The 20,814-nt window shown below is 73.7% G+C and carries 20 protein-coding genes and 1 pseudogene; 8 read left to right on the top strand and 13 right to left on the bottom strand.

What is annotated here, in order from left to right; genetic code table 11:
- Positions 1-87: 87 nt before the first annotated feature.
- Positions 88-1,620 carry a glycosyltransferase family 2 protein gene (locus GA0074692_RS11905; RefSeq protein ID WP_091643357.1) on the bottom strand — a complete coding sequence of 511 codons (1,533 nt, stop codon included), beginning with the start codon at positions 1,618-1,620 and terminating at the stop codon, positions 88-90.
- A gap of 429 nt (positions 1,621-2,049) precedes the next feature.
- Here GA0074692_RS11905 and GA0074692_RS11900 point away from each other — a divergent pair, with 429 nt between their 5' ends.
- Positions 2,050-2,886, top strand: coding sequence for an SDR family NAD(P)-dependent oxidoreductase (locus GA0074692_RS11900; protein ID WP_091643353.1), 837 nt, complete (start codon positions 2,050-2,052; stop codon positions 2,884-2,886).
- 51 nt (positions 2,887-2,937) lie between these two features.
- On the opposite strand, the gene GA0074692_RS11895 is transcribed toward GA0074692_RS11900, so the two are convergent.
- Positions 2,938-3,633 carry a hypothetical protein gene (locus tag GA0074692_RS11895; RefSeq protein ID WP_091643351.1) on the bottom strand — a complete coding sequence of 232 codons (696 nt, stop codon included), beginning with the start codon at positions 3,631-3,633 and terminating at the stop codon, positions 2,938-2,940.
- A gap of 207 nt (positions 3,634-3,840) precedes the next feature.
- On the opposite strand from GA0074692_RS11895, the gene GA0074692_RS11890 reads away from it, so the two are divergent.
- Together GA0074692_RS11890 and GA0074692_RS11885 are read left to right on the top strand one after the other, a co-directional pair.
- Entirely contained in the window at positions 3,841-5,097 is a 1,257-nt protein-coding gene (locus GA0074692_RS11890) for an MFS transporter (protein ID WP_176738418.1), read from the top strand.
- 114 nt (positions 5,098-5,211) lie between these two features.
- Positions 5,212-6,513, top strand: a complete 1,302-nt coding sequence (locus tag GA0074692_RS11885; RefSeq protein ID WP_091643346.1) for an NAD(P)/FAD-dependent oxidoreductase — start codon at positions 5,212-5,214, stop codon at positions 6,511-6,513.
- A 73-nt stretch (positions 6,514-6,586) separates the two neighbouring features.
- Here the strand turns inward: GA0074692_RS11885 and GA0074692_RS11880 are convergent, their stop codons facing one another.
- The 3 genes and pseudogenes from GA0074692_RS11880 to GA0074692_RS11870 form a co-directional block, all read right to left on the bottom strand.
- Positions 6,587-7,639 carry an AI-2E family transporter gene (locus GA0074692_RS11880; protein ID WP_091643342.1) on the bottom strand — a complete coding sequence of 351 codons (1,053 nt, stop codon included), beginning with the start codon at positions 7,637-7,639 and terminating at the stop codon, positions 6,587-6,589.
- Positions 7,640-7,702: 63 nt separating this feature from the next.
- Positions 7,703-8,490, bottom strand: a pseudogene (locus GA0074692_RS11875) (spermidine synthase).
- 117 nt (positions 8,491-8,607) lie between these two features.
- The gene (locus GA0074692_RS11870) at positions 8,608-9,582 is read right to left on the bottom strand and encodes a DUF2267 domain-containing protein (protein WP_091643339.1); all 975 of its coding nucleotides are present in this window, start codon (positions 9,580-9,582) and stop codon (positions 8,608-8,610) included.
- A 198-nt stretch (positions 9,583-9,780) separates the two neighbouring features.
- Here GA0074692_RS11870 and GA0074692_RS11865 point away from each other — a divergent pair, with 198 nt between their 5' ends.
- Positions 9,781-10,095: a hypothetical protein gene (locus GA0074692_RS11865; protein WP_091643335.1), complete on the top strand. Its 315-nt coding sequence runs from the start codon at positions 9,781-9,783 to the stop codon at positions 10,093-10,095.
- Positions 10,096-10,126: 31 nt separating this feature from the next.
- Here GA0074692_RS11865 and GA0074692_RS11860 read toward each other — a convergent pair whose 3' ends face one another.
- Together GA0074692_RS11860 and GA0074692_RS11855 are read right to left on the bottom strand one after the other, a co-directional pair.
- Positions 10,127-10,501, bottom strand: a complete 375-nt coding sequence (locus tag GA0074692_RS11860) for an STAS domain-containing protein (protein ID WP_091653328.1) — start codon at positions 10,499-10,501, stop codon at positions 10,127-10,129.
- 52 nt (positions 10,502-10,553) lie between these two features.
- Positions 10,554-10,892: an STAS domain-containing protein gene (locus GA0074692_RS11855; protein ID WP_176738417.1), complete on the bottom strand. Its 339-nt coding sequence runs from the start codon at positions 10,890-10,892 to the stop codon at positions 10,554-10,556.
- Between the two features lie 239 nt (positions 10,893-11,131).
- Between GA0074692_RS11855 and GA0074692_RS11850 the strand changes: the two genes are divergently transcribed.
- The 4 genes from GA0074692_RS11850 to GA0074692_RS11835 all read left to right on the top strand — a co-directional run bounded on the left by GA0074692_RS11850 (position 11,132) and on the right by GA0074692_RS11835 (position 15,010).
- Positions 11,132-12,925, top strand: coding sequence for a PP2C family protein-serine/threonine phosphatase (locus GA0074692_RS11850; RefSeq protein ID WP_091643331.1), 1,794 nt, complete (start codon positions 11,132-11,134; stop codon positions 12,923-12,925).
- A 14-nt stretch (positions 12,926-12,939) separates the two neighbouring features.
- The gene (locus GA0074692_RS11845; protein ID WP_245730276.1) at positions 12,940-13,977 is read left to right on the top strand and encodes a cobalamin B12-binding domain-containing protein; all 1,038 of its coding nucleotides are present in this window, start codon (positions 12,940-12,942) and stop codon (positions 13,975-13,977) included.
- 179 nt (positions 13,978-14,156) lie between these two features.
- Positions 14,157-14,489 (top strand): STAS domain-containing protein, encoded by a 333-nt coding sequence (locus GA0074692_RS11840; RefSeq protein WP_091643326.1) that lies wholly within the window; start codon positions 14,157-14,159, stop codon positions 14,487-14,489.
- Between the two features lie 74 nt (positions 14,490-14,563).
- Complete coding sequence (locus tag GA0074692_RS11835; protein ID WP_091643323.1) at positions 14,564-15,010, top strand: response regulator; 447 nt, start codon at positions 14,564-14,566, stop codon at positions 15,008-15,010.
- A 79-nt stretch (positions 15,011-15,089) separates the two neighbouring features.
- Here the strand turns inward: GA0074692_RS11835 and GA0074692_RS11830 are convergent, their stop codons facing one another.
- From GA0074692_RS11830 to GA0074692_RS11805, 6 genes are all read right to left on the bottom strand, one after another.
- Positions 15,090-15,908 (bottom strand): hypothetical protein, encoded by an 819-nt coding sequence (locus GA0074692_RS11830; protein WP_176738416.1) that lies wholly within the window; start codon positions 15,906-15,908, stop codon positions 15,090-15,092.
- A 294-nt stretch (positions 15,909-16,202) separates the two neighbouring features.
- Complete coding sequence (locus GA0074692_RS11825; protein WP_091643319.1) at positions 16,203-16,628, bottom strand: OsmC family protein; 426 nt, start codon at positions 16,626-16,628, stop codon at positions 16,203-16,205.
- A gap of 115 nt (positions 16,629-16,743) precedes the next feature.
- Positions 16,744-17,694 (bottom strand): serine/threonine-protein kinase, encoded by a 951-nt coding sequence (locus GA0074692_RS11820; protein WP_091643315.1) that lies wholly within the window; start codon positions 17,692-17,694, stop codon positions 16,744-16,746.
- Between the two features lie 181 nt (positions 17,695-17,875).
- Positions 17,876-18,913, bottom strand: coding sequence for an SDR family oxidoreductase (locus GA0074692_RS11815; protein ID WP_091643311.1), 1,038 nt, complete (start codon positions 18,911-18,913; stop codon positions 17,876-17,878).
- Between the two features lie 73 nt (positions 18,914-18,986).
- Positions 18,987-19,850 (bottom strand): FAD:protein FMN transferase, encoded by an 864-nt coding sequence (locus GA0074692_RS11810; protein WP_141725246.1) that lies wholly within the window; start codon positions 19,848-19,850, stop codon positions 18,987-18,989.
- Positions 19,851-19,958: 108 nt separating this feature from the next.
- Positions 19,959-20,732, bottom strand: a complete 774-nt coding sequence (locus GA0074692_RS11805; RefSeq protein ID WP_091643303.1) for a methyltransferase domain-containing protein — start codon at positions 20,730-20,732, stop codon at positions 19,959-19,961.
- Between the last annotated feature and the right edge of the window lie 82 nt (positions 20,733-20,814).

Genomic DNA, 20,814 nt, shown 5'->3' with positions numbered 1-20,814 from the left:
CCGTCGGTGCCATCCCTCTTCCGGGCCGACGGTACCGCCCGCTCCACCCCCGCGTGCGGAGCGGTCCACTCCGCCGCGCCGCGTCGGTTACCGGCCGCGTCGGCGTAGTCGGGCGGCCAGCCGGGCGGCGGTCACCGGCACCACCGCCAGCACGAGTTGACCGGTCCGGCCGTCGAGGCCGGTGGTGACCGCGTACAGCCGGGTGCCGTGCCGGCGGATCCGGGGCCGGGACGGCGCCAGCCCGGGGGCGCGCAGCGCGGCGGCCCCCCGGCCGGCCGTCCCGGCGACCTCGACCCGTAGCGGGTGTCGTTGCCCGGTGGCGACGCTGCCGGCCAGCAGCCGCTCCACCGGGAAGCGGACCCGCACCAGGCTGCCCCGCCCGCTGGCGGTGACGTCGAGGGTGTCGCCGACGATCCGGCCGGCGCGGACGGTCAGCGGCCCACCGACGGCCGACGCCAGGTCGGGGTGCGGGCTGTGGGCGGTGACGGTCAGGCTCCGGGTGCCCGCCCAGGTCACCGCGACGGCGTCCAGGCGGGCCAGCCAGTCGGCGTGGACCCTGGTCACGTCGGTCCACGCGGGCAGCCCCACCCCCGGGTAGCCGGCGTGCCAGCGCCCCCCGGTCACGACGGTCGGTGGCACGCCCCGCTCGGCGTCCTGCTCGATCACGGCGAGCAGATCGGCCAGCCCACCGTCGGCGACGGCGGCCAGCCGCAGCCGGGCCTCGATGTCGAGCCGGTCACGCAGGTCGTCGGTGAGGTAGCGGTCGACCAGCCGCCGGACCACCCGGTACACCCGCTCCTGGGTCGGCCGGTCGAGCCGACGCAGGTCGTCGCCGACCAGGTGGGCCACCTCCAGGCCGAAGTGCCGCCGCAGCACCGCGTTGCGCTGTTTGCCCGCCGGGATCAGGTCGGCCACCCGGTCGACCAGCAACTCCACGCAGCGCAGCCGCTGCTCGAGCCGGCTGCGGTAGGTGATGTTGCCGGCGTCGAGGCGGCGTACCGCGTGGTAGTAGTCGTAGTCGGCGAGCACCGAGATCCGTCGCGCCCGGTAGCACGCCTCGAGGGTGAACGGCTGGTCGCTGAGGATCGGCATGTCCTCGGGGAACCGCAGGTGGTGGCGTTCGACCAGGTCCCGGCGGAACAGCTTGATGTTCGCCAGCGACCAGGGCAGCGCCGAGTCGAACAGGTCCACGTCGACCCGGCTCTCGGCGAAGATCTCCTGGAACATGTGCCGGCTGTTGACCCCGACCGCCCGACCGAGCACCACGTCCGAGTCGTACCGGTCGGCCGCCGTGACCAGGCGTTCCAGGGCCTCCGGGCCGAGGCGGTCGTCGGAGCCGACGAAGAAGATGTACCGTCCCCGGGCCAGCTCCAGCCCCCGGTTGCAGGGGTGCGCCGGGCCTCCGGAGTTGGCCTGGTGGCGCACCCGCACCGTGTCCGGGTACCGCGCGGCGAACTGGTCCAGCAGTCGCCCGCCACCGTCGGTGGAGCCGTCGTCCACCGCGACGACCTCCATCCGCCGGCGGCCGATCGTCTGCCCGAGCAGCGACGCCAGACACGCCCGCAGGTACGGCATGGTGTCGTAGACCGGGACGACGACGCTGACGTCGGGCACCTGCACGATCGCTCCTTCGCGTACCGCTGGCGGCGGCCGGGCCGGGTGCGGAACGGGGGACACGTGACCCTGCTACGAGGATGCCCCTCACAGCCGACACGGACTGGGGTTTTGGCAGGTCAACCTCGCTCGTGTCGGCTGGCAGGTCAGCGCCGGCCCGGTGCTGGCCGGCGTCGTAGCCGATGAGCGGGTGCCCGGTTGTTACAGGTGTCCGGTTCTGTCGGGCGCGGCCGTTCGGTCTTGTCGTTGGGGGCCGCATGGGGCCCCCAACGCCGTAGCCTGGAGCTGCGGCTCGGTTCCACGATGACGCGACGATGGCGGCTGCTGAGGCGGGCATCGCGCGCAGCAAGTCTCGAATGCTGAATCACCGCCTCCCGCGCACTGCCCGGCGGATGGCCTGACTGTCAGAGGCGCTCTCACGGAAGGTCAAGGCTCATGCCGGATCGATTGAAGGGCAAGGTCGCGGTGATCACGGGCGCGGCGAGCGGCATCGGTCGCGGCGGCGCCGAGCTCTTCGTCGCCGAGGGCGCGAAGGTCGTCGCCGCCGACATCAACGACGAAGCCGGCGCGACGCTCCAGAGGGAGTACGGGGGCTCGCTCGTCTACGTCCATACCGATGTCACGAGCGAAGCCGACATTGCTGCGGCAGTCGACCGGGCGGTGAGTGAGTTCGGAAAGCTCGACATCATGTTCAACAACGCGGGCGCGCAGGGAGATCCGTCTCCGTTGGTCGAGATCGGAAGTGAGGGCTTCGACAGGACGATCGCGTTGCTGACGCGCTCGGTTGTGCTCGGCCACAAGTACGCGGCGCAGCAGTTCCGGCGCCAGGGCACCGGCGGCTCGATCGTCTCGACGGCGAGCGCCGCCGGCCTGCAGGGCGGCTGGAGTGCCGCGGGATACACGATTGCGAAACACGCGATCGTCGGGGTCGTGCGGCAAGCCGTCGCCGAGCTCGCACCGCTCGGCATCCGGTCCAACGCCATCGCCCCCGGGATCATCCGCACGCCCATCATGGCGCGCAGCTTCGGCGTTCCCCCGAACCAGGCGGATGCGTTCAGCGACTTCCTCGAGGAGAAGCTGGGTGCCTCGCAGCCGATCGGGCGCCTGGGTTTGCCGTCCGACATTGCCGAGGCCGCCCTGTGGCTCGGAAGCGACGCGTCGTCCTTCGTCACGGGGATCGTATTGCCGGTCGACGGCGGCGCAACGGCAGCGTACGCGGGCGGCTTCGCCGCCGACGTGGTCGCGGCCGCAAACGAGTTCACCACCCGTTGACGACCTGGCGTCCCCGCACCGGTCGGTTACTGCCAACGAGCAGTTCGGCGGCTACCCGGACACCGACTCGGGTATTTCCCGCGAGTCGGGCCGCAATCCCGGCGGCTGGTGACGGCTCCCCGGGCGGGCCAGGAGCGCCACGCCGGCCGCCAGGACCCAGAGCAGCAGGCCCAGGAAGGGCAGTCGCTCCGGGCCGGTGAACTCGCTGGTGGCCAACCCGATCGCCGAGACCACGAACTCGGCGGCGGCGAGCAGGGCGAGAGTGGCCCCGAACGGCCGGGCGAGCACCCGGGTCCGCAGCAGCAGCACGGCGAGCGCCGCCTGCCAGAGCGCGTTCGGCAGGTGCATGAAGTGGTCGATGTGCGGGGCGAGCCGGAGCAGCCGGACGGCCTCGGCGACGTCCCCGTCCCGGCCGATGTTGATCCCCGAGATCAGCATGACGCTGTTCACGGTCAACGTGGCCAGCACCAGGATGCCGCCGGCCAGCACCAGCGAGGAGGCCAGCCCGCCGGCCGGCTGTGCCTGCCGGGCCAGACCGACGACGAAGACCAGCAGCAGCCCGAAGGCGACCAGGCCGGCCCAGGTGCCGACGGCGACTCCGGTGCCGTGCGCGTCCAGGTACCGGCCGACCGGCTCCAGCGGACCGGCCAGGTCGGGACGCTCCGTCGTAGCAAGCTGGACGAAGCGGCCCACGGTCAGTACGACGAACCCGATCCCGGCCAGGCCGACCGCCCGACTGCCGCCCATTTCCGCCTCCGCTGGTCGCGTCAACCGTGCGCCGCAGCGTAGCGTCGGGCACACCATCCGTCCTCGAAGCGCAATCGAGTCCCGCCGGACCGGCGAGCAGCGCCGGGGAGGTAGACCACCGCGTACCGGTGCGGTTCGGCCCAGGCGATCCAGCCGCCTTCCCGCGAAAGGTACCGGTAATTGTCCGCCTGGCCGAGACTGTCGCGCATGCGTACCTACGGCCAGTTGTTCCGCACGCCCGAGTTCACCCCGCTCTTCTTGAGCGCCTGCCTACAGACCGCTGCCGGCACGGCGAGCGCCTTGGCGTTGAGCACCCTCGTCTACGCGCGTACCGGTTCGCCGCTGCTGGCCGCGCTGGGCCTCTTCGGGGGTGCCTTCGCCCAGTTCGTCGGGGCGATGACGGTGCTCTCGGTCGCCGATCGGGTGCCGCCCCGGACCGTGCTGGTGACCACCGGCCTGCTGTACGCCCTGATCGGTGCGGCGCTCGCCGTCCCGGGGCTGCCCGGCTGGGGGATGGTGCTGCTCGTCCTCGGCACCGGGCTGGTCGCCTCCGGCTCGGCCGGGGTGCGTTGGGGCCTGCTCGGGGAGATCCTGCCCGACGATGCGTACCTGTTCGGCCGGTCGGTCTTCGGTATCTCCTCCGGGGCGATGCAGATCCTCGGGTTCGGCCTGGGTGGGCTGCTCGTCGGTGTCCTTTCCACGCGGGCCACGTTGCTGGTCGCGGTCGCCCTCTATCTCGGTGCCGCGCTGGTCGCCCGTTTCGGCCTGACCGCCCGGCCGCCGCGTGCCACCGGCCGTCCCTCGGTCCGGTGTACCTGGCAGGTGAACCGGCGGCTCTGGGCGTTGCCCGCCCGCCGGCACGTCTACCTGGCCCTGTGGGTGCCGAACGGGCTGGTGGTCGGGTGCGAGGCGCTCTTCGTCCCGTACGCCCCGAACTGGGCCGGTGCCCTCTTCGTCACCGGTGCGGTGGGCATGATCGCGGGAAACACCCTGCTCGGGCGGGTCGTCCCGGGGCACTGGCGGCCCCGACTGGTGACGCCGCTGCGCGTGCTGCTCGCCGCGCCGTACCTGTTCTTCGCACTGCCGTTGCCCGCACCGGTGGCGCTGACGGCCGTCCTGCTGGCCACCGCCGGGTTCAGCGCCGGGCTGCTGCTCCAGGAACGACTGCTCGCCCTGACCCCGACGGAGATCCGTGGCCAGGCCCTCGGTCTGCACTCGTCGGGGATGCTGGCCATGCAGGCGGTTGCCGCGACGCTCGCCGGTGCCGTGGCGCAGTACCTGACTCCGGGTACCGCGATGACGGTGATGGCGGTGATCTCCCTGGTGGTGACCGCCGTGCTCACCCCGGCCCTGCGCCGCCCGCTCCCCACGTCGGACATCCCGACGGCCCCCACTACCCCGCCCGCCCCGGCCGTCGCCGCGTCCGTCCCGCCCGCCCCGGCCGACTCCGTTTCGGCGAAGTAGCGCGGTCAGGGTCGGTGGGACGGCCCGGTTTCGGCGAATCGGGGCCAACCGCAGTTGGCAGATTTGCCGGATCTGCCACGTTTGTCCCAACGGACGGTGGGAAGGGCAGCGGGCATGACGAAACCTCGTGTGGTGATCGTGGGAGCCGGGTTCGCCGGTTACCACGCGGCGAAGAACCTGGCCCGGCTCGCCCGTGGCCGGGCGGAGATCGTGGTGCTGAACTCCACCGACTACTTCCTCTATCTCCCACTGCTGCCCGAGGTGGCCGCCGGCGTGGTGGAGCCTTCGCGGATCTCGGTGCCGCTCAACGGAACCCTGGACGGGGTCCGGGTGGTCATCGGTGAGGCGGACCGGGTGGACCTGCACAACCGCTGGGTCGGCTTCACCCAGCCCGAGGGGGACCGGGGTCAGTTGGCGTACGACCGCCTGGTGCTCGCCGTCGGCAGCGTCAACAAACTACTGCCGATCCCCGGGGTGACCGAGTACGCGCACGGCTTCCGGGGCCTGCCCGAAGCGCTCTTCCTGCACGACCACGTGGTCCGCCAGATCGAACTGGCCGAACAGGCCACCGATCCGGCCGAGCGGCAGGCCCGAGCGACCTTCGTCGTGGTCGGCGCCGGCTACACCGGAACCGAGGTCGCCGCGCACGGTCAACTCTTCACCGACCAGCTCGCCGCCACCCGCTCCGGGCTGCCCATCCGGCCCCGCTGGATGCTGCTCGACGTCGCCCCCCGGGTCCTGCCCGAACTGGACGAGCGGATGTCCGTCACCGCCCACCGGGTGCTCACCCGGCGGGGCGTCGACGTGCGGATGGGCACCTCGGTGGCCGAGGCCACCGCCGACGGGGTGAAGCTCACCGACGGCGACTACGTGCCCACCTGCACGCTGGTCTGGTGCGTCGGGGTCCGGCCGGACCCGCTCGTCGCCGACCTGGGGCTGCGGACCGAGAAGGGCCGGCTGGTGGTCGACGAGTACCTCGGGGTTCCCGGGTTCCCGGAGGTCTTCGCGTGCGGCGACGCCGCCGCCGTACCGGACCTGACCCGGCCGGGCGGCATCTGCGCGATGACCGCCCAGCACGCCCAGCGGCAGGGCAAACTGGTCGCCCACAACATCGCGGCCTCGTACGGACGGGGACGACGCAAGCCGTACCGGCACCACGACCTGGGCTGGGTGGTCGACCTGGGCGGCCGGGACGCCGCCGCGAACCCGCTCAAGGTATCGCTGTCCGGGCTGCCGGCGAAGGCGGTCACCCGGGGCTACCACCTGCTCGCCATGCCCGGCAACCGGGCCCGGGTGAGCGCCGACTGGATGCTCGACGCGGCGCTGCCCCGTCCCGCCATACAGCTCGGCCTGGTCCCGGCGAACGCCGTGCCACTGGAGAGCTCCTCACCCGAGGTGGCGGTCCGCCGCCAGTAACAACCGGGCGGGCCCCGGGGCACCCCGCTCCAGCGAGGGCGGGGTGCCCCCGGTGTTCAGGGGACGGACCGGCTCAACCCGGCCGGTGGAACAGCCGGCGGGGCAGGTCGGCCTCCCGGAGCAGGATCTGGAGGATGCCGGCCGCCGGGATCGCCACCAGCGCGCCGAGCAGACCGGCGAGTTCGGCCGCGAGCAGGACGCTGACCAGCACCGTCAGCGGGTTCAGCCGGACCGCCCGTCCCATGATCACCGGTTGCAGCAGGTGGTTCTCGACCTGCTGGTAGAGCACGAAGAAGACCAGCGTGACGATGCCGGCGGTGGGGGAGTGCAGGAACGCCGCCCCGGCGGCCACCAGCGCGCCGACCGTCGCGCCGACCAACGGCACCAGGTCCGCGACGGCGACGACCAGGGCGATCACGGCGGCGAACGGGACGCCCAGCGCGAGGAGGACGACGAAGGTCAGGCCACCGCAGATCAGACTGATCACCAGGTTCCCGGTGACGTACCCGGTGACCGCCTGGCCGCACTCCCGGCCGATCCGGCGTAGCCGGTCGCCGGCTCCGTCCCCGCTCAGGGCGAGCAGCGCCGCGCTCATCCGGGGCGACTCCAGCACCATCAGGTACGCCAGCACGGCCACGGTGATCGTCGCGACCACCGTCTCCACCGCCCCGCGCGCCAGGCTCAGGGCCGGTCTGCGGAGCCGCTCGCCGTAATCCTGGAGCTGCTCGCCGTGGGTCTCGGCGTACCGGCGCAACCCGAAGCGGTCCACCAGTTCGCCGAGCCGCCCCCGTCCGGCCCGGACGTCCCGGGCCAGCTCCGGCGCCCGCTCGACCAACCGGACCACCTCGTCGACCAGCGGCACGACGATCAACGCTCCCACGGCGGCGAGCAGCACGAACGCCGCGAGGAACACCAGCAGCGTGGCGAGTGCCCGACGGCGGACGAGACGGTGTTGCAGATGGTCCACCGCCGGCTTCAGGGCGGCGGCGAAGAAGGCGGCCAGCAGGATCCACACCAGCACCCGACGGACGGCCCAGAGCAGCCCCAGCCCGAGCAGGGTGGCCAGCACCAGACCGATGACGATGGCCGCCCGGCGGGCGGTGCGCCGGTCGTCGGGGCTGCTCATCCGGCGCGGCTACCCGGATCGGGCCGGTGGAAACGGTCGACACCGGCCGTCGACGGTGGGTGGTCAGGTGGTCGGCGGGACCGCGTCGGTGGCCGGTGCCGCGCCGGCCACGAAATCGGCCAGCGCCGGTCCGTGCAGCACCGTGCCGGGCACCGCGTCCCGGGTCACCCGGGTCGCCAGCTTGCGCACCGGCAGCCGGCCGGGTCGTACGGCGGCGGCGAGCACCACGTTGCCGTACCGCCGCCCGCCGAGCATCCGCCGGGCGGCGACCAGACAGACCTCGGCGAAGACCGCGCCGAGGGTGGCCGCCTGCACCCGGGAGAAGACCAGCGGCGGCAGGTCGGTCAGGTTGACCAGGTAGAGCCCGTCCGGGTGCAGGACGCGGGCCACCTCGGCGACGAACTCGACAGTGCCCACGTGCGCCGGCATCCGGGCCCCGGAGTAGATGTCGGCGAGCACCACGTCGTACCGGCCGGCCGGTTGCCCGGCCAGGGCGGCCCGCGCGTCGCCGACCTCGAGGTGGACCTCCGGTGGCGGGGCAGCTCCCGCACCACCAGGTCGAGCAGATCGGCGTCCCGTTCCACCACCCGCTGCGTCGAACCGGGGCGGGTGGCGGCCAGGTATCGGGGCAGGGTCAGCGCGCCGCCGCCGAGGTGCAGCGCCCGCAGCGGTACCCCGGACGTGGCCGCGAGGTCGAGCACCGCCGCCATCCGCCGCACGTACTCGAACCGCAGGTGGGTCGGGTCGGCGACGTCCACGTACGACTGCTCGACGCCCGCCGCGAGCAGCGTGCGCCCGGTCCGGCGGGTCGGGTCGACCACCAGCACCGGTCCGTCGCCCGCCCCGCTCATCACCGCACGGTAGCCGACCGGCCGGAGCCGGGGACACGCCGGCATCCGGACGGTGGCCGTCATCCGTTCTTGCGCGTCGCGGGACGGCGACAACTCCGCCCGCGCCGGCCCGGCAGCTCAGTCGGCGATGCCCGCGCCGACTTCCTCGATCGCGTCGTCGACCAGGTGGGCCAGGTCGATGTCACGCGCGGTGACCGCGTCCGCCTGCCGGCTCCGCACGGTGAGCACCGCGCTGGAAGCGGTCTGCCGGCTGACCGTGGGCCCCCGGCCGGTGTCCGGCCGTAGTTGGTCGATCCGGTCGAGAACCCGGTCCAGGTTCGGCGGAGGCAGCGCGATGCTGCGCGACATCGTCGGCCCCCGCGCCGACCAGTAGGGCAGGTCGGCCAGGGCGGCGCGCAACTCGGCCGCGGTCAGCGGCGCGGCCGCCGCGGTCGTCCCGACCAGGCCACCCCCGGCCTCCGGCAGCTCGAGCAGGTCCCGCAACCCCTCCGGTACGTGCAGCGACGCCACCAGGCGACCGTCGCGCGTGGCCAGCGCGGCGAGGGTCGCCTGGGCCTGGTAACGGGCCTGTTCCGGGGGCCGGCCGCTGATCCGGGCCACCTCGGCCAGGAAGCCCGGCAGGTCCCGGTGCCGTTCGATCCCGTCGACCGGGGTCACGTCGTGCAGTGACATCGGCACCGCCTGTAGCAGTCGCTGCCGGTCGTCCTCGTCCAGCGCCCGGGCCAGCACCAGCACGGTCGCCTCCGCGCCGACCTTGGCCTCGCGGAAGTTCACCCCGGTACGGCGGCTGACGTCGCCGACCAACTCCCGGTACCCCAGGCCGATGGTCCCGGGAGCGCCCGGACCGGGACGGGGTCCCGGCCGGGTGGCCGGGGGACGGGCGACCGGCGGCGGCGCCGGGCCGCCCCGGCTGCTGTCCGGCTTACGGGCACCGGCCGGCGGCGGTCCCGCCCGCTTGCCCCGGTCGAGGGAGGTGAGCTGCTTGGAGGCGCCGAGGGTGGCGGCGTCACGGCTGGGTCGCTGGCCACCTTCCCGGGCCTGGCGGGCCAGGGTCCGGCGCCGCTGGTTGTCCCCCTCCATCTGCTTCCTCATCGCGTGACCTCACTTCCTGTCTCGGCTCGCTCCCGGCGGCTTCCCGGCCCCGCGTGGGCCGAAACCGGCCCGCCCGGGGCGGCCGGCGACGGTCGTCGGTGGTTCATGCCGGCGGGGTGAGGAGCGCTCACCCCGCCGAGGCGCAGGATCGGCACCGGACCGTGAGAACTTCCGAGGTACGCGGAAGGGAAGGTCGTCATGAAGCAGATCGTCGAGATCGTCCCCGCCCGACCCGGGTGGTACGCCCGCTGGCAACTCGCCCCGGACGACACCCGCTGCTATCCGGTGACCGTCTGGGCCTTGCTCGAGGAGACCGGCGGTGCCGGCCGCGAGGTGATCGGCGTCGACTGTGAGGGCCAGTGGCCCGGCGCGGAGGACAACGAGGCGGGTGCGGAGTTCGTCCGTTATCTCTTCCAGGCTCCCGAGGCGGGACGACCGGACGATCTCGCGCCGGAGCCCGCCGAAGGGCGCTCCTCGTTCGCGCCGCGCCGGAAACCGGTCGGCACGGGGTGACCGGGGCCGGACCGACAGGCACCTGGCCGCCTCAGCCGACCTCGCGCGCCTCGTCGTCGGGACGGGAGCCGGTCAGCCCCTCGTCGTCGCCGGGACGCGGGCCGGCCAGCAACTCGGCCAGGCCCGTCCGGTCCAGCAACTGTTGGACCTGGGGGCTCACGCCGGTGAGCCGGACCGACCGCGCTGCGCTGCGGTAGAGCACGACGATCGCGCTCAGCCCCGACGAGTCGCAGAGCGTCACGTCGGTCAGGTCGACCGTGAGTTCGTCGTGCCCCTCGGTCCGGACCTGGGTGGCCGCCCGGATCAGCTCCGGGGAGGTGTCGAAGTCGAGTTCGCCAGCCAGCCGCAGCAGGGCGTGCCGGGGCGTCACCCGGCTCACCTCGATCGTCAACAGCTGGCGTGGCATCTGCACCATCTTCCCAGGTCGTGTCGGAGGGACACCTCCGGGGCCGTCCCGGTCAGGCCGGGGCGGCCGGCCGTTCGCGTTCGTCCTCCCGGGACGCCCGGGCCAACAGCCCGTTGACCCCGGTGATGTCGAGAATGGTCTCCAGGAAACGGGGGGTGGAACGGAGCCGGATGACGGTGCTGTTCTGGTGCCCCTCGCGCCAGGCGTGCACGATCACCGCGAGGCCGGTGCTGTCGATGAAGAGCAGGCCGCCGAAGTCCAGCACGATGGTCGACGGCTGGCTGGTCAGCAGGTGGTCGAGGGCGGTGCGCAGCGGCGTGGCCGTGGTGAAGTCGAGGTCGCCCGCGACGGTGACCAGGGGTGCCGTGGAGTCGGAGTCGTCGATCGACATCGTCAACGGCGTCGACTCGGGTTTCCTCCGCTGGGGCACCGTTACCACGCCTCTCCGCAGGGCTGCCGGTCGGGCAGTTTTCGGCATCCTAACAACCCCGGGTGACGTCCGCCCGGTACACCGAACCTGGCCACGGGTGGCGTTACCGGCATACCGGCGTAGGCTGGGGCGAGAGGAATTGGATCACATACGCCACAACCGGCGGACCGAGGGTGTCGAGAAGGAGTGGGGCTTAGCTGGTGACTGCTGCCGACGTCAGGGACTGGGACCCGGGCGACGGACGGATCTCCACGCCGAGTACCGCACAGGCTCCGGCGTGGTCCGCCGGCGTCGTGGACCACCCTGGGCAGCCCCTGCCACCCCTCGACCCGGACCGCGCCACCGAGCCGGACTGGTCGGAGGTCGTCGAACACTTCCGCGAGGGCTTCGTCGTCTGCGACTCCGGCGAGGTGGTACGCCACCTCAGCCCGGTCGCCGAGCGACTGCTCCCCGAGGTCGTCCTGGGGGAGAACCTGACCGCCGCCGGACTGGCGGCGCTCACCTCCGCCGGCGACCCGGTCGAGGTCACCCACCACGACCGGCGACTGCGGATCCGCCGGGTGTCGCTCTCCGCCGGCCGGAGCTGCCGGTACGTCGAGGACGTCACGGACCGCGTCAGCCGGGCCGACGCCCTGCTCGCCGAACGGGCCCGCTCGGCGTTCCTCGCCACCGCCGGGGAGAAACTCGGCAACCCGCTGCACCCCGATCGGGCGGCGGCGGTCACGGTCCGGCTCGCCGTACCCGCCCTGGGCGACGTCGCGGTGCTGGTCCTCGCCCCGCGCGCCGGACGGGTCCGCTGGTGGCGGGCGGCTCGGGTGGACGAGGACGTGCCCACCGTCGACAGTGGTGTCCTCGGCACCGCCGACCTGCCGCCCGCGATCGACGAGGGACTCGCCGGCATCGAGCCGCACGCGGTGGACTGGCTGGTCGACCAGGCGGCGGAGGCCGGCTGGCTGCCGGGGCTCGCGGTGTCGGACGTCTGCGCCCGGCTGGTGCCGCTGCCCGGCCGGGGCGCGCCGACAGGTGTGCTGCTCGTCGCCCGCCGGGCGGCCCGCCGCTACGACGAGGCCGACGTGGACCTGGCCCGCGCCTTCGCCGCCCGGGCCGGCGCGGCGCTGACCTCGGCGATGCTCTACCGCGACCAGGCGGAGGTGGCCGACACCCTCCAGGCGAGCCTGCTGCCGGTCGAGCCGACAGAGGTGACCGGGGTCCAGTGGGGCACCGCCTACCGGCCGGCCCAGGCCGGGCTGCGGATCGGCGGGGACTTCTACGGCGCCCACCACCTGCCGGACGGGGGCTGCCTGTTCTATCTCGGCGACGTCTCGGGCAAGGGCGTCGAGGCGGCGGTCTTCACCGGGCAGCTCCGGCAGTGTCTCCAGGCGCTGCACCGGGTCGAGTTCCAGCCCGCCCGGCTGCTGGGGCTGCTCAACGAAGCGCTGCTGGAGACGACCCTCGCCAACGGCCAGGGCCGGTTCGCCACGATGGTGCTCGGGGTGGTCCGGCCGCTGCGCGACGGCGGTCTCTCGCTCACCATGGCCGGTGGCGGCCATCTGCCGCCACTGCTGCTGCGTGCCTCCGGCGAGGTGGAGCCGATCGCCCTCAGCGGCATGCTGATCGGGGTGGTGCCGGACCCGCGCGTCGGTGAGGTGACGGTCCGGCTTGCCCCCGGCGAGACCTGCCTGCTCTACAGCGACGGGGTCACCGAGGCCCGGGGTGGCCGGCGGGGCGACGAACTGTTCGGCGTGGACCGGCTGACGCACACGATCAGCGGCTGCCACCAGATGCCCGCGCCTGCCCTTGCCGAACGGATCCAGCAGGTCACCAGCGACTGGCTCGCCCACGGCGACCACGACGACATCGCGGTGCTGGCGCTCCGGGCGGTCGGTGCCACCGGGCGTGGATCCCGGCACCTGCACGCGGTGCCGGATCTGGTCGGTGCCGCCGCTTCGACCCCGCGGCCGGCCGGCCAGGGACTCCGGGAACCGAGGACGTGACGACCGTGACCAGCGTGACCCGTACCGACCTGACCGCCGCCTACCCGACGTACCTGGGCTGTCTGGCGGACGCCGACGAGTACGCGGCGGTGGACGTGGCGATGGACCTGCTCGCCGACGGGCTGCCGGCCGAGCGGATTCTGCTCGACCTGGTCGCCCCGGCGCAGGCCGAGGTGGGGGAGCGCTGGGCGCGCAACGAATGGAGCGTGGCGCAGGAGCACGCCGCGACACACATCAGCGAGCGCGTGGTCGCGGCGGTCTCCTCGTCCGCCAGCCCACGCCCGACCCGTGGCCACGTCGTGGTGGCGTGCATGGACGGGGAGTGGCACGGCCTGCCCGCCCGGCTGGTGGCCGAGGTGCTGCGGCTGCGCGGCTGGCAGACGACCTTTCTCGGCGCGAGCGTGCCCGCCGCGCACCTGGTGGGGTACCTCCAGCGGTACGACGCGCACGCGGTCGCCCTGGCCTGTGCCCTGCCGATGCGGCTGCCGTACGCCCACCGCATGATCGAGGCCTGTCGCCGCTCCGACGTGCCGGTGCTGGTCGGTGGTCGCGGCTTCGGCCCGGACGGCCGGTGGGCCCGACGGCTCGGGGTGGCGTGGGCGCCGGACGCCCCGGCCGCCGCAGAGCTGGTCGCCGACGAGCGCACGCTGCGCCGGGTGCCCGCCGCCGACCTGGCCCACCTGGCCGACGACGAGTACGGCGGTCTGCTGCGGCAGCGGGCCGAACTGATCGACTCCGCCCTGGCCGACCTGCGGGACCGGTTCCCGCGGCTGGCCGACTACACGCCAGCCCAGCTCGACTCCACCGTCAGCGACCTAGGCTACATCGTGGACTTCCTCGCCGCTGCGGTCTACGTCGACGACAGCGACCTGTTCACCGAGTTCGTCGACTGGTTGGCGCTGATCCTCACCAGCCGGGGCGTGCCGGCGGCCACGGTGGAGGCCACCCTGACCCACTTCCGGCAGGTGTTGCGGGACTTCCCCCGCGCGGGTCGGTTCCTCGAGGCAGGGCAGGCGGTGTCCGCCGCCGCCCCGGACACCAGTCGCCGCTGAGGTGCTCCTGACCAGGGCGGACAGTCGGCGGTGAGGTACCCGCCCGCCCGGGACGACGGCGGGCGCCGAGGTGCCCACCGGCCTGGACGGACAGTGGGCGCTCGCGTCCCGGCGTTCGGGCCCGCTTATACTTGCTCCACCGCAAGCGTCCGCCTGTGGCCGGAGCGAGAGGGAGCACGTTGACGTTCACCGTCGCGCATGCCCAACGGGACGGCGGTGAGGTCCGCCTGCGGCTCGCCGGTGAGCTCGACCTGAGCACCGCGCCCGACCTCGCCACGGCGATCGACGGTCTCCTCGCCGACGGGCAGGTCAACCTCCTGGTCGACCTGGCCGGGCTGACCTTCTGCGACTCCACCGGGATCGCGGCCTTCGTCCGTGGCGACAACGCGTGCACCGCAGCCGGCGGCTGGCTGCGCCTCACCGGTGCCACCGGACGGGTGGAACGGGTGCTGCGGATGACCGGCCTGGCCGAGGTGCTCCGCTACGACCCGGCGTCGCAGGCCCACCACTGATCGACTAGATTTCCCCGCTGGCAGGTGATCGAACGGTCACCCGCCAACCCACCACCACGCAGAGGCAGGTAGTCATGGGGGCAGACAGGTCCGGACCGGTCCGCATCCTGGTGGTGGACGACGACCCGGGCGACGTCCTGATGATCGAGGAGGCCCTGGAGGACTCCGACGTCGAGAAGATCATCGACGTGGTCAGCGACGGTCAGGAGGCGATGGAGTTCCTCCGCCGGGAGGGCCGGCACACCGACGCCCAGCGCCCGGACGTCATCCTGCTCGACCTGAACATGCCCCGGATGGACGGCCGGCAGGTGCTCGGCGAGGTGAAGACCGACGGCGACCTGCGGACGATTCCGATCGTCGTGCTGACCACCTCCAACGCGGACACCGACATCGTCGGCAGCTACACCCTCCAGGCCAACGCGTACGTGACCAAGCCGATCGACCTGGACGACTTCAACGACGTGGTGCGGCGCATCGACGAGTTCTTCGGTCGCGTCGTGGTGCTGCCGAAGCGGTCCTGATCGCCGCCAGGGGGGATCAGCGGTCCCTGACCGCCGGCAGGGGGGATCAGCGGTCCTGACCGCCGCCAGGAGGAACCGGTCAGGTCAGCGCGTCGACCACGGCGGTGGCCCGACGTTCGTGCTTGGCGTACGCGCCGGGGTAGGCCGACTGCTGCACCGCCTGGGCGGCGGCGGTGACACTCAGCTTCTGCCACCCCGGCACCTCGCGCAGCGCGCGGTAGAAGGCGCTGGCGGCGTACGTCGGTTGCATCAGCTCCCGGACGCTGCCCCAGCCGCTGCTCGGCCGCTGCTGGAAGAGGCCGACCGAGTCGTGGTCGGTGCCGGTGCCCTGGTGCGGGTATCGGAGCGACTCGGCGATCTGGTCATTGGCGACGTTGTGCAGGTTGCTCTCCTGCATCGCGGTGGCGACCGCCACCACCAGCGCCCGGCGGGGCATCCGCGACCGGACGCCGACGTCCACGATCGTCTTGGCGTTGTCCATCTGGCGCTGGCTCAGCCCGGCGACCGGCTTCGGCCGGGCGGGTCGTTTCGGGCGGGCCGTCGGTGTCGGGCTGGCGGTGGCGCTCGGGGTCGACGCTGGGGTGCGCTGGTACGAGCGGGACGCCCGCTGGTCGGCCTCGGCGGCGCTGATCGCCCGGTCGGCCAGGGACTCGCGCAGCGGCTCCTCGTCGCCGGTGACGGCCTGTGATCCGACGACGGCGCCGACGCCGAGGCAGCAGGTCACTCCGGCGGCGAGGGCGACCCGGACGCCGGTGGCGGCGTGCCACGCCCGGCCCCGGGGCCGACGGTCCTCGGCGCGGTGACGGCCGCTCCGCCGTACGGAGGATGCGGATTCGGCCGAACGGGCGTCTGGTCGGGTGGGGGTCAGTTTCTGGTCAGTGGGGTCGTCGGGGTGCACCCGCCGAGGCTAGAAAAGATCCGGACCGTTGCCATCGGTGTGGAAGGTGGCATCAGCCACAATTAGCCGCACTCGCACCCTTAATACCGCCAGATATGCGACCAGACTCGGCTATCACGGCCAATACCGGCAAATCCTGAAATAGACCAGGCGGTCACCCCCAATCCGGCGGCTTTGTGGGGGCGGTGTCACCCGATCAAGCCATCCACCGGTCGGGGTGGCTGAACTGACCGATCGTCTGATGATTCGTCGGCTGTTCGGAGTGCAGCCGGGCGGCCATGCGGGAGCGTCCGCTCAGTGCCGCCCGTTCTCCGCCGCGGTGACGGTCAGCCGGTGCCGGCTCAGGTCGCCGCTGGAGAACGGCCACAACCGGTCCGCCTGCCGGACCAGACCAGCGAGTTGGTCGCGGCTCAGCCCGGTCGAGGCGATCGAGGCGTGCACGTCCGCCTGGTACCGGCCGTCGTCGGCGCGACCCAACCTGACCTCGGCGCGTACCTGCACGGTGTGCGCCTCGTCGGTGATGTCCTTGGCCGCCTCCACCGCCGCGTGGTGCAGGCACGAGGCGAAGGCCGCCGCGAGCAACTGCTCCGGCGTGAGCCCCGAGCAGTGCGGCGCGAGCGGGGAGGCCAGCGTTGTGGAGAGCCCACCGTCGTCGGTGCGTACGTGACCGCCCTCGGCGGTCGCCATGGCCTCGTGGAACCAGGAACTCGGGTCCGACATCGCGTTCCTCCCGTCATCCCGGCACGGCTACCCGGCACCCGCCCGGCGAAACCGTGGGTGGGGCCGGCCGGACGCCAGGGCGACCGTGGGCGGGGCCGGCCAGACGCGGGGGCGGTCAGCCCTCCGCCGGGCCGCCCTGGTCCACCGCCACCGCCACCTCGGTCGGCTCGGCGGCGGCCCGGGCGCTCCACGGCGACACCGCCCCCGCCGCCCGGGGCCGGGGCGGCACCGTGGCCAGCGGCACGTACACCCGGGCGTCCACCGCCTCGGCCAGCACCAGCGCGGCGACCAGGCTGGTGGGGCGGGCCAGCGGGTCCTCGACCAGGCAGCGCCGGCACAGGTCGGCCACCTCGGCGGGTAGACCGTCGATCGGGGGCAGCGGCTCCGGCGACTGCCGGCGACGCCTCACCAGCAGTTGGGTCGCCGTCGACGCCGGGTGCGGCAGGCGGCCGGTCAGGCAGTAGTACAGCAGCACGCCGAGGGCGTACATGTCGGCGGCGGTGGTGGCCGGCTGCCCGGTCAACTGCTCCGGGGCCAGGTACGCCGGAGTGCCGACCACCATCCCCGCCGGGAGCGGGTCGGCCGTCCCGGCGGCGGTGGCGATGCCGAAGTCCAGCACCTTCACCCCGACCGGGGTGAGCACCACGTTCGCCGGCTTCACGTCCCGGTGCACGATGCCGTGGGCGTGCGCGGCGGCCAGCGCCGCACTCACCTCGGCGCAGACCCGTACCGCGATCCGCCAGTCCAGCGGACCACCACGAATGTGCGCGGCGAGGGTTTCCCCCTCGGCCAGCTCCATCACGATGTACGGCACCACCTGCCCGGTGACCGTCGCCGACGTGCCGAAGTCGTGCACGCTCGCCACGTTCGGGTGCACCAGCCGGGCCGCCGAGCGGGCCTCGGCCCGGATCCGCTCCACCGAGGTCGGCCCGTCCTCCTGGCCGGGAGAGATCAGTTTGACCGCCACGGTCCGGTCCAGCACCACGTCGTGTGCCCGCCAGACCTCCGACATCCCGCCGACGCCGATCCGCTGTTCGAGCCGGTACCGCCCGTCCAGCGTCCTCATCCGTCGCTCCTCGCCCTCGTCCGGTGCCCACCGGCCAGGTCTCACCCCCGCCGGCCATGCCGCTCCCGCAGCGGTACCCGAGGCCGGAGCAGGACAAACCGGCGACCGACGATCTTGGTGCCCCGCGCGGATTCGGCGCCCCGAACTGCTCCGCCAGCCGGCGACGCTGCCGAGCGGACGGTCAGCAGGTGGAGTCGCCCGCCAGCGGTTCGGGCCGGATGCCGGCGGGGCCGGTGTGAGCGGGGCCCGTGCCGGTGGGGCCGGTGTCAGCGGGACGGGTGTCAGCGGAGCCGGTGTCGGTGGGGCCCGTGCCAGTGGGGCCCGTGCCGGTGGGCAGCGCCGTGGTCACGCCGAACCCGCGCCCCAGGGCCCGCACCTGCTCCTCCAACTCGGGTACGGCGCGTCGCGCGTGCCGGGCCATCACCAGGTCGGCCAGCGGGCTGACCAACACCGCGCGACTGGCCTGCAACAGCCCCACGGCCCGGGGCACGTACACCCGTCGCTGCCGTCGCTCGACGGCCCGGACGAACGCCTCCGCGCACTCCCGCACCGACGTGGTCCGCCGCATCGGCCAGGGCAGCTTCGCCAGCAGTTCGGCGACGGCCGGCAGATCGGCGCGGGCATCCCGGACCAGGTCGGTGTCGACCCAGGACATGTGCGCGGTGCCGACGGCGACCCCGTGGTGGGCCAACTCCAACCGGATCGACGTGCCGAACTGCTCCACCCCGGCCTTCGACGCGCAGTACGCGGCCATTCCGGGCGCCGCGGCGAACGCCGCCGCCGACGAGACGAGCAGCAGGTAGCCCCGCCGGGCGATCAGCGCGTCGACCGTCGCCGCCGCCGTCCGCATCACCCCGATCAGGTTCACCTCGACGGTCCGCACCATCGCCTCGACGTCCCCGACCGCCAGGGTGCCCCGGTTCGCCACGCCCGCGTTCGCGACCACCGCGTCGATGCCGCCCAGCGCCGCCACCGTGCCGTCCACGGCCGCCCGCAGGGCCGCCTGGTCGGTGACGTCGGCGCAGAACCAGAGATGTCCGGGCCCGAGTTCGGCCGCGAGCGCGGCCAGGCGCTCCGGCTCCAGGCCGACCAGGCAGACCCGGGCGCCCCGGGCGGCGGCGACCCGGGCGGTGTGCGCACCGATGCCCCGGGCCGCCCCGGTCACCAGGACGACCTTGCCGGCCAGAGGGCTCGCCGTACCGCCTCGCTGCCGCCGCATCACCGGAAACTACCATCCGGTAACAGTTCGCTGGGGACGCGTCGGGGCCGGTCGTGGACGCGGGCCGGCCCGCCTACCGGGTCCGGCCCGCGCCCACCCCGGGGTACGGCGACAGTTCGGCCCGGTCCGGGTCGACCCACCAGGCGCAGTCCTGCCCGGCGAGCCAGCCTGGGCCGTCCGCAGCTCGCACCAGGGCGGTGATGGCGAGGGTGGCCGCCCGCACCGTGTCCGGGGCGGCCACGGTCACCGCGTCCCAGGGCAGCTCAGGTGCCCCGCCGGACCGCGGATCGAGCACGCCCCCACCGTCCGGACGGCACGCGGACGCGGTGGCCAGCCCACCCCCGCGGAGCCGGATCGTCCGGCCGCCCACCGGCACCGGCCAGCCGCCGCGCGGCGCCGGACCGGCGGTCGCCACCCGGGACCCGATGGCGACCAGCACCCCGCCCGCCGACCGCTCGGCGATCCGCGCGGCGCAGTGTTGCGCCAGGTACGCCGTCGCCGTCCCGCCCAGGACCAGCAGCAACGTCGGCGGCACGGTCAACCGGTCGTTCCGCAGCGACACCGACCGCCAGTCGTCGGTCGGCAGCGGAACTCCGGTGCCGAAACCGCAGACGGGCAGCGGGCCGCCCCGGGCGGCCAGCCGGATCCGGGCCGCGCCGATTGTCGGATCGCAGGCGCCGTCGCTGGCCCGCGCCGCGTGCAGAGCGACCGCCACCAGGTCGCGCAGCAGCGGCCCGACCGGCACCGGACGGCCGGCGGCCCGGTGTACCCGGGCCAGCTCGCCCCGCCCAGGTGCGGTGACCCGGTCCAGGGCGGCCAGCGCTCCGGCGACCACCCGCCGGGCCGCCGTCGCCCGCCGTGCCCCGGCCACCGCCACCCGGACCGGTCGCCCCCGGTACGACCAGTGCGTCTCGCATGCCCGATCAATCGTGTCCACGGGGCCGAGCCTGCCGGGTGATACTGGGACCGGATCAGGTCCAAGCTGTGTGTCGGCTGTGTGCCCGGGACGGAAACACCGTTCTCACACCTCGGCGGTGACCAGAGTTCACGCCTCTGCGGTGACCAGGTAGAACGTGAAGCCGGCGAGGACCGGACCGGTCTCCAGCCGGTGCAGCCACGCCCGCCCGTCCGTCTCGGCCAGCTCGCCCGCCTGCACCGCCCGGGCCGTGTTCCGCCGTAGTCCGAGGATCTGGTCGGCGGTGTCGAAGTCCCGGAACAGCACCGCCATCGGATCGACCGACCGGACCCGGAAGCCGGCCCGGGTGGCGAGCCCGACCAACTGCCGCCCGATCGTGGCGTTGCGGACCCGACCGGCGGTGAACCGCGCGAAGCGGCGGCTCGTCGCCACGTCCTCGTCCGCGACGGCGAGGGTGTCCCAGTCCGGCTCGGCCATGCCGAAGAAGCCACCCGGCCGCAGCGCCCGCCGGGCCTCCGCGAACACCCGCGCCGGGTCGGACAGGTGTTGCAGGACCCGGTCCACCCGGATGCGGTCCACACTCGCGTCGGCCAGCGGCAGCTCGTGGACGTCGCCCGCCCGTACCTCGACGTTCGGTCGGTCGGCGTGCCGACGGCTCGCCTCGGCGACCATCCGGGGCTCGAGGTCGACGCCGAACACCGTGCCGTCCGGTCCGACCGCGTCGGCCAGTGCGGCCAGGTCCGTCCCCGGCCCGCAGCCGAGGTCGACCACGGTCTGTCCCGTCCGTACGTCGAGCGCCTCGACGAGACGTCGCTTGTAGTCCAGGCCCACCGGTGTGGCGGCGGCGGTGTCCAGGTAGGTGATCTGGTCCGGTGCGGCGGTCGGGCTCCCGAGTCGGCTCATCCGGCCATCTCACCACAAGCACCGCGTCCCGCCGCCCGCCCATGTCCGGCCAGGCAACCTCCTCGTCGACAGCGACCACGGG

Source organism: Micromonospora pallida (assembly GCF_900090325.1).
Classification (GTDB): Bacteria; Actinomycetota; Actinomycetes; order Mycobacteriales; family Micromonosporaceae; genus Micromonospora; species Micromonospora pallida.
Note: the sequence above shows the minus strand (reverse complement) of the source record. Positions and strands in the feature narration are given on the sequence as shown.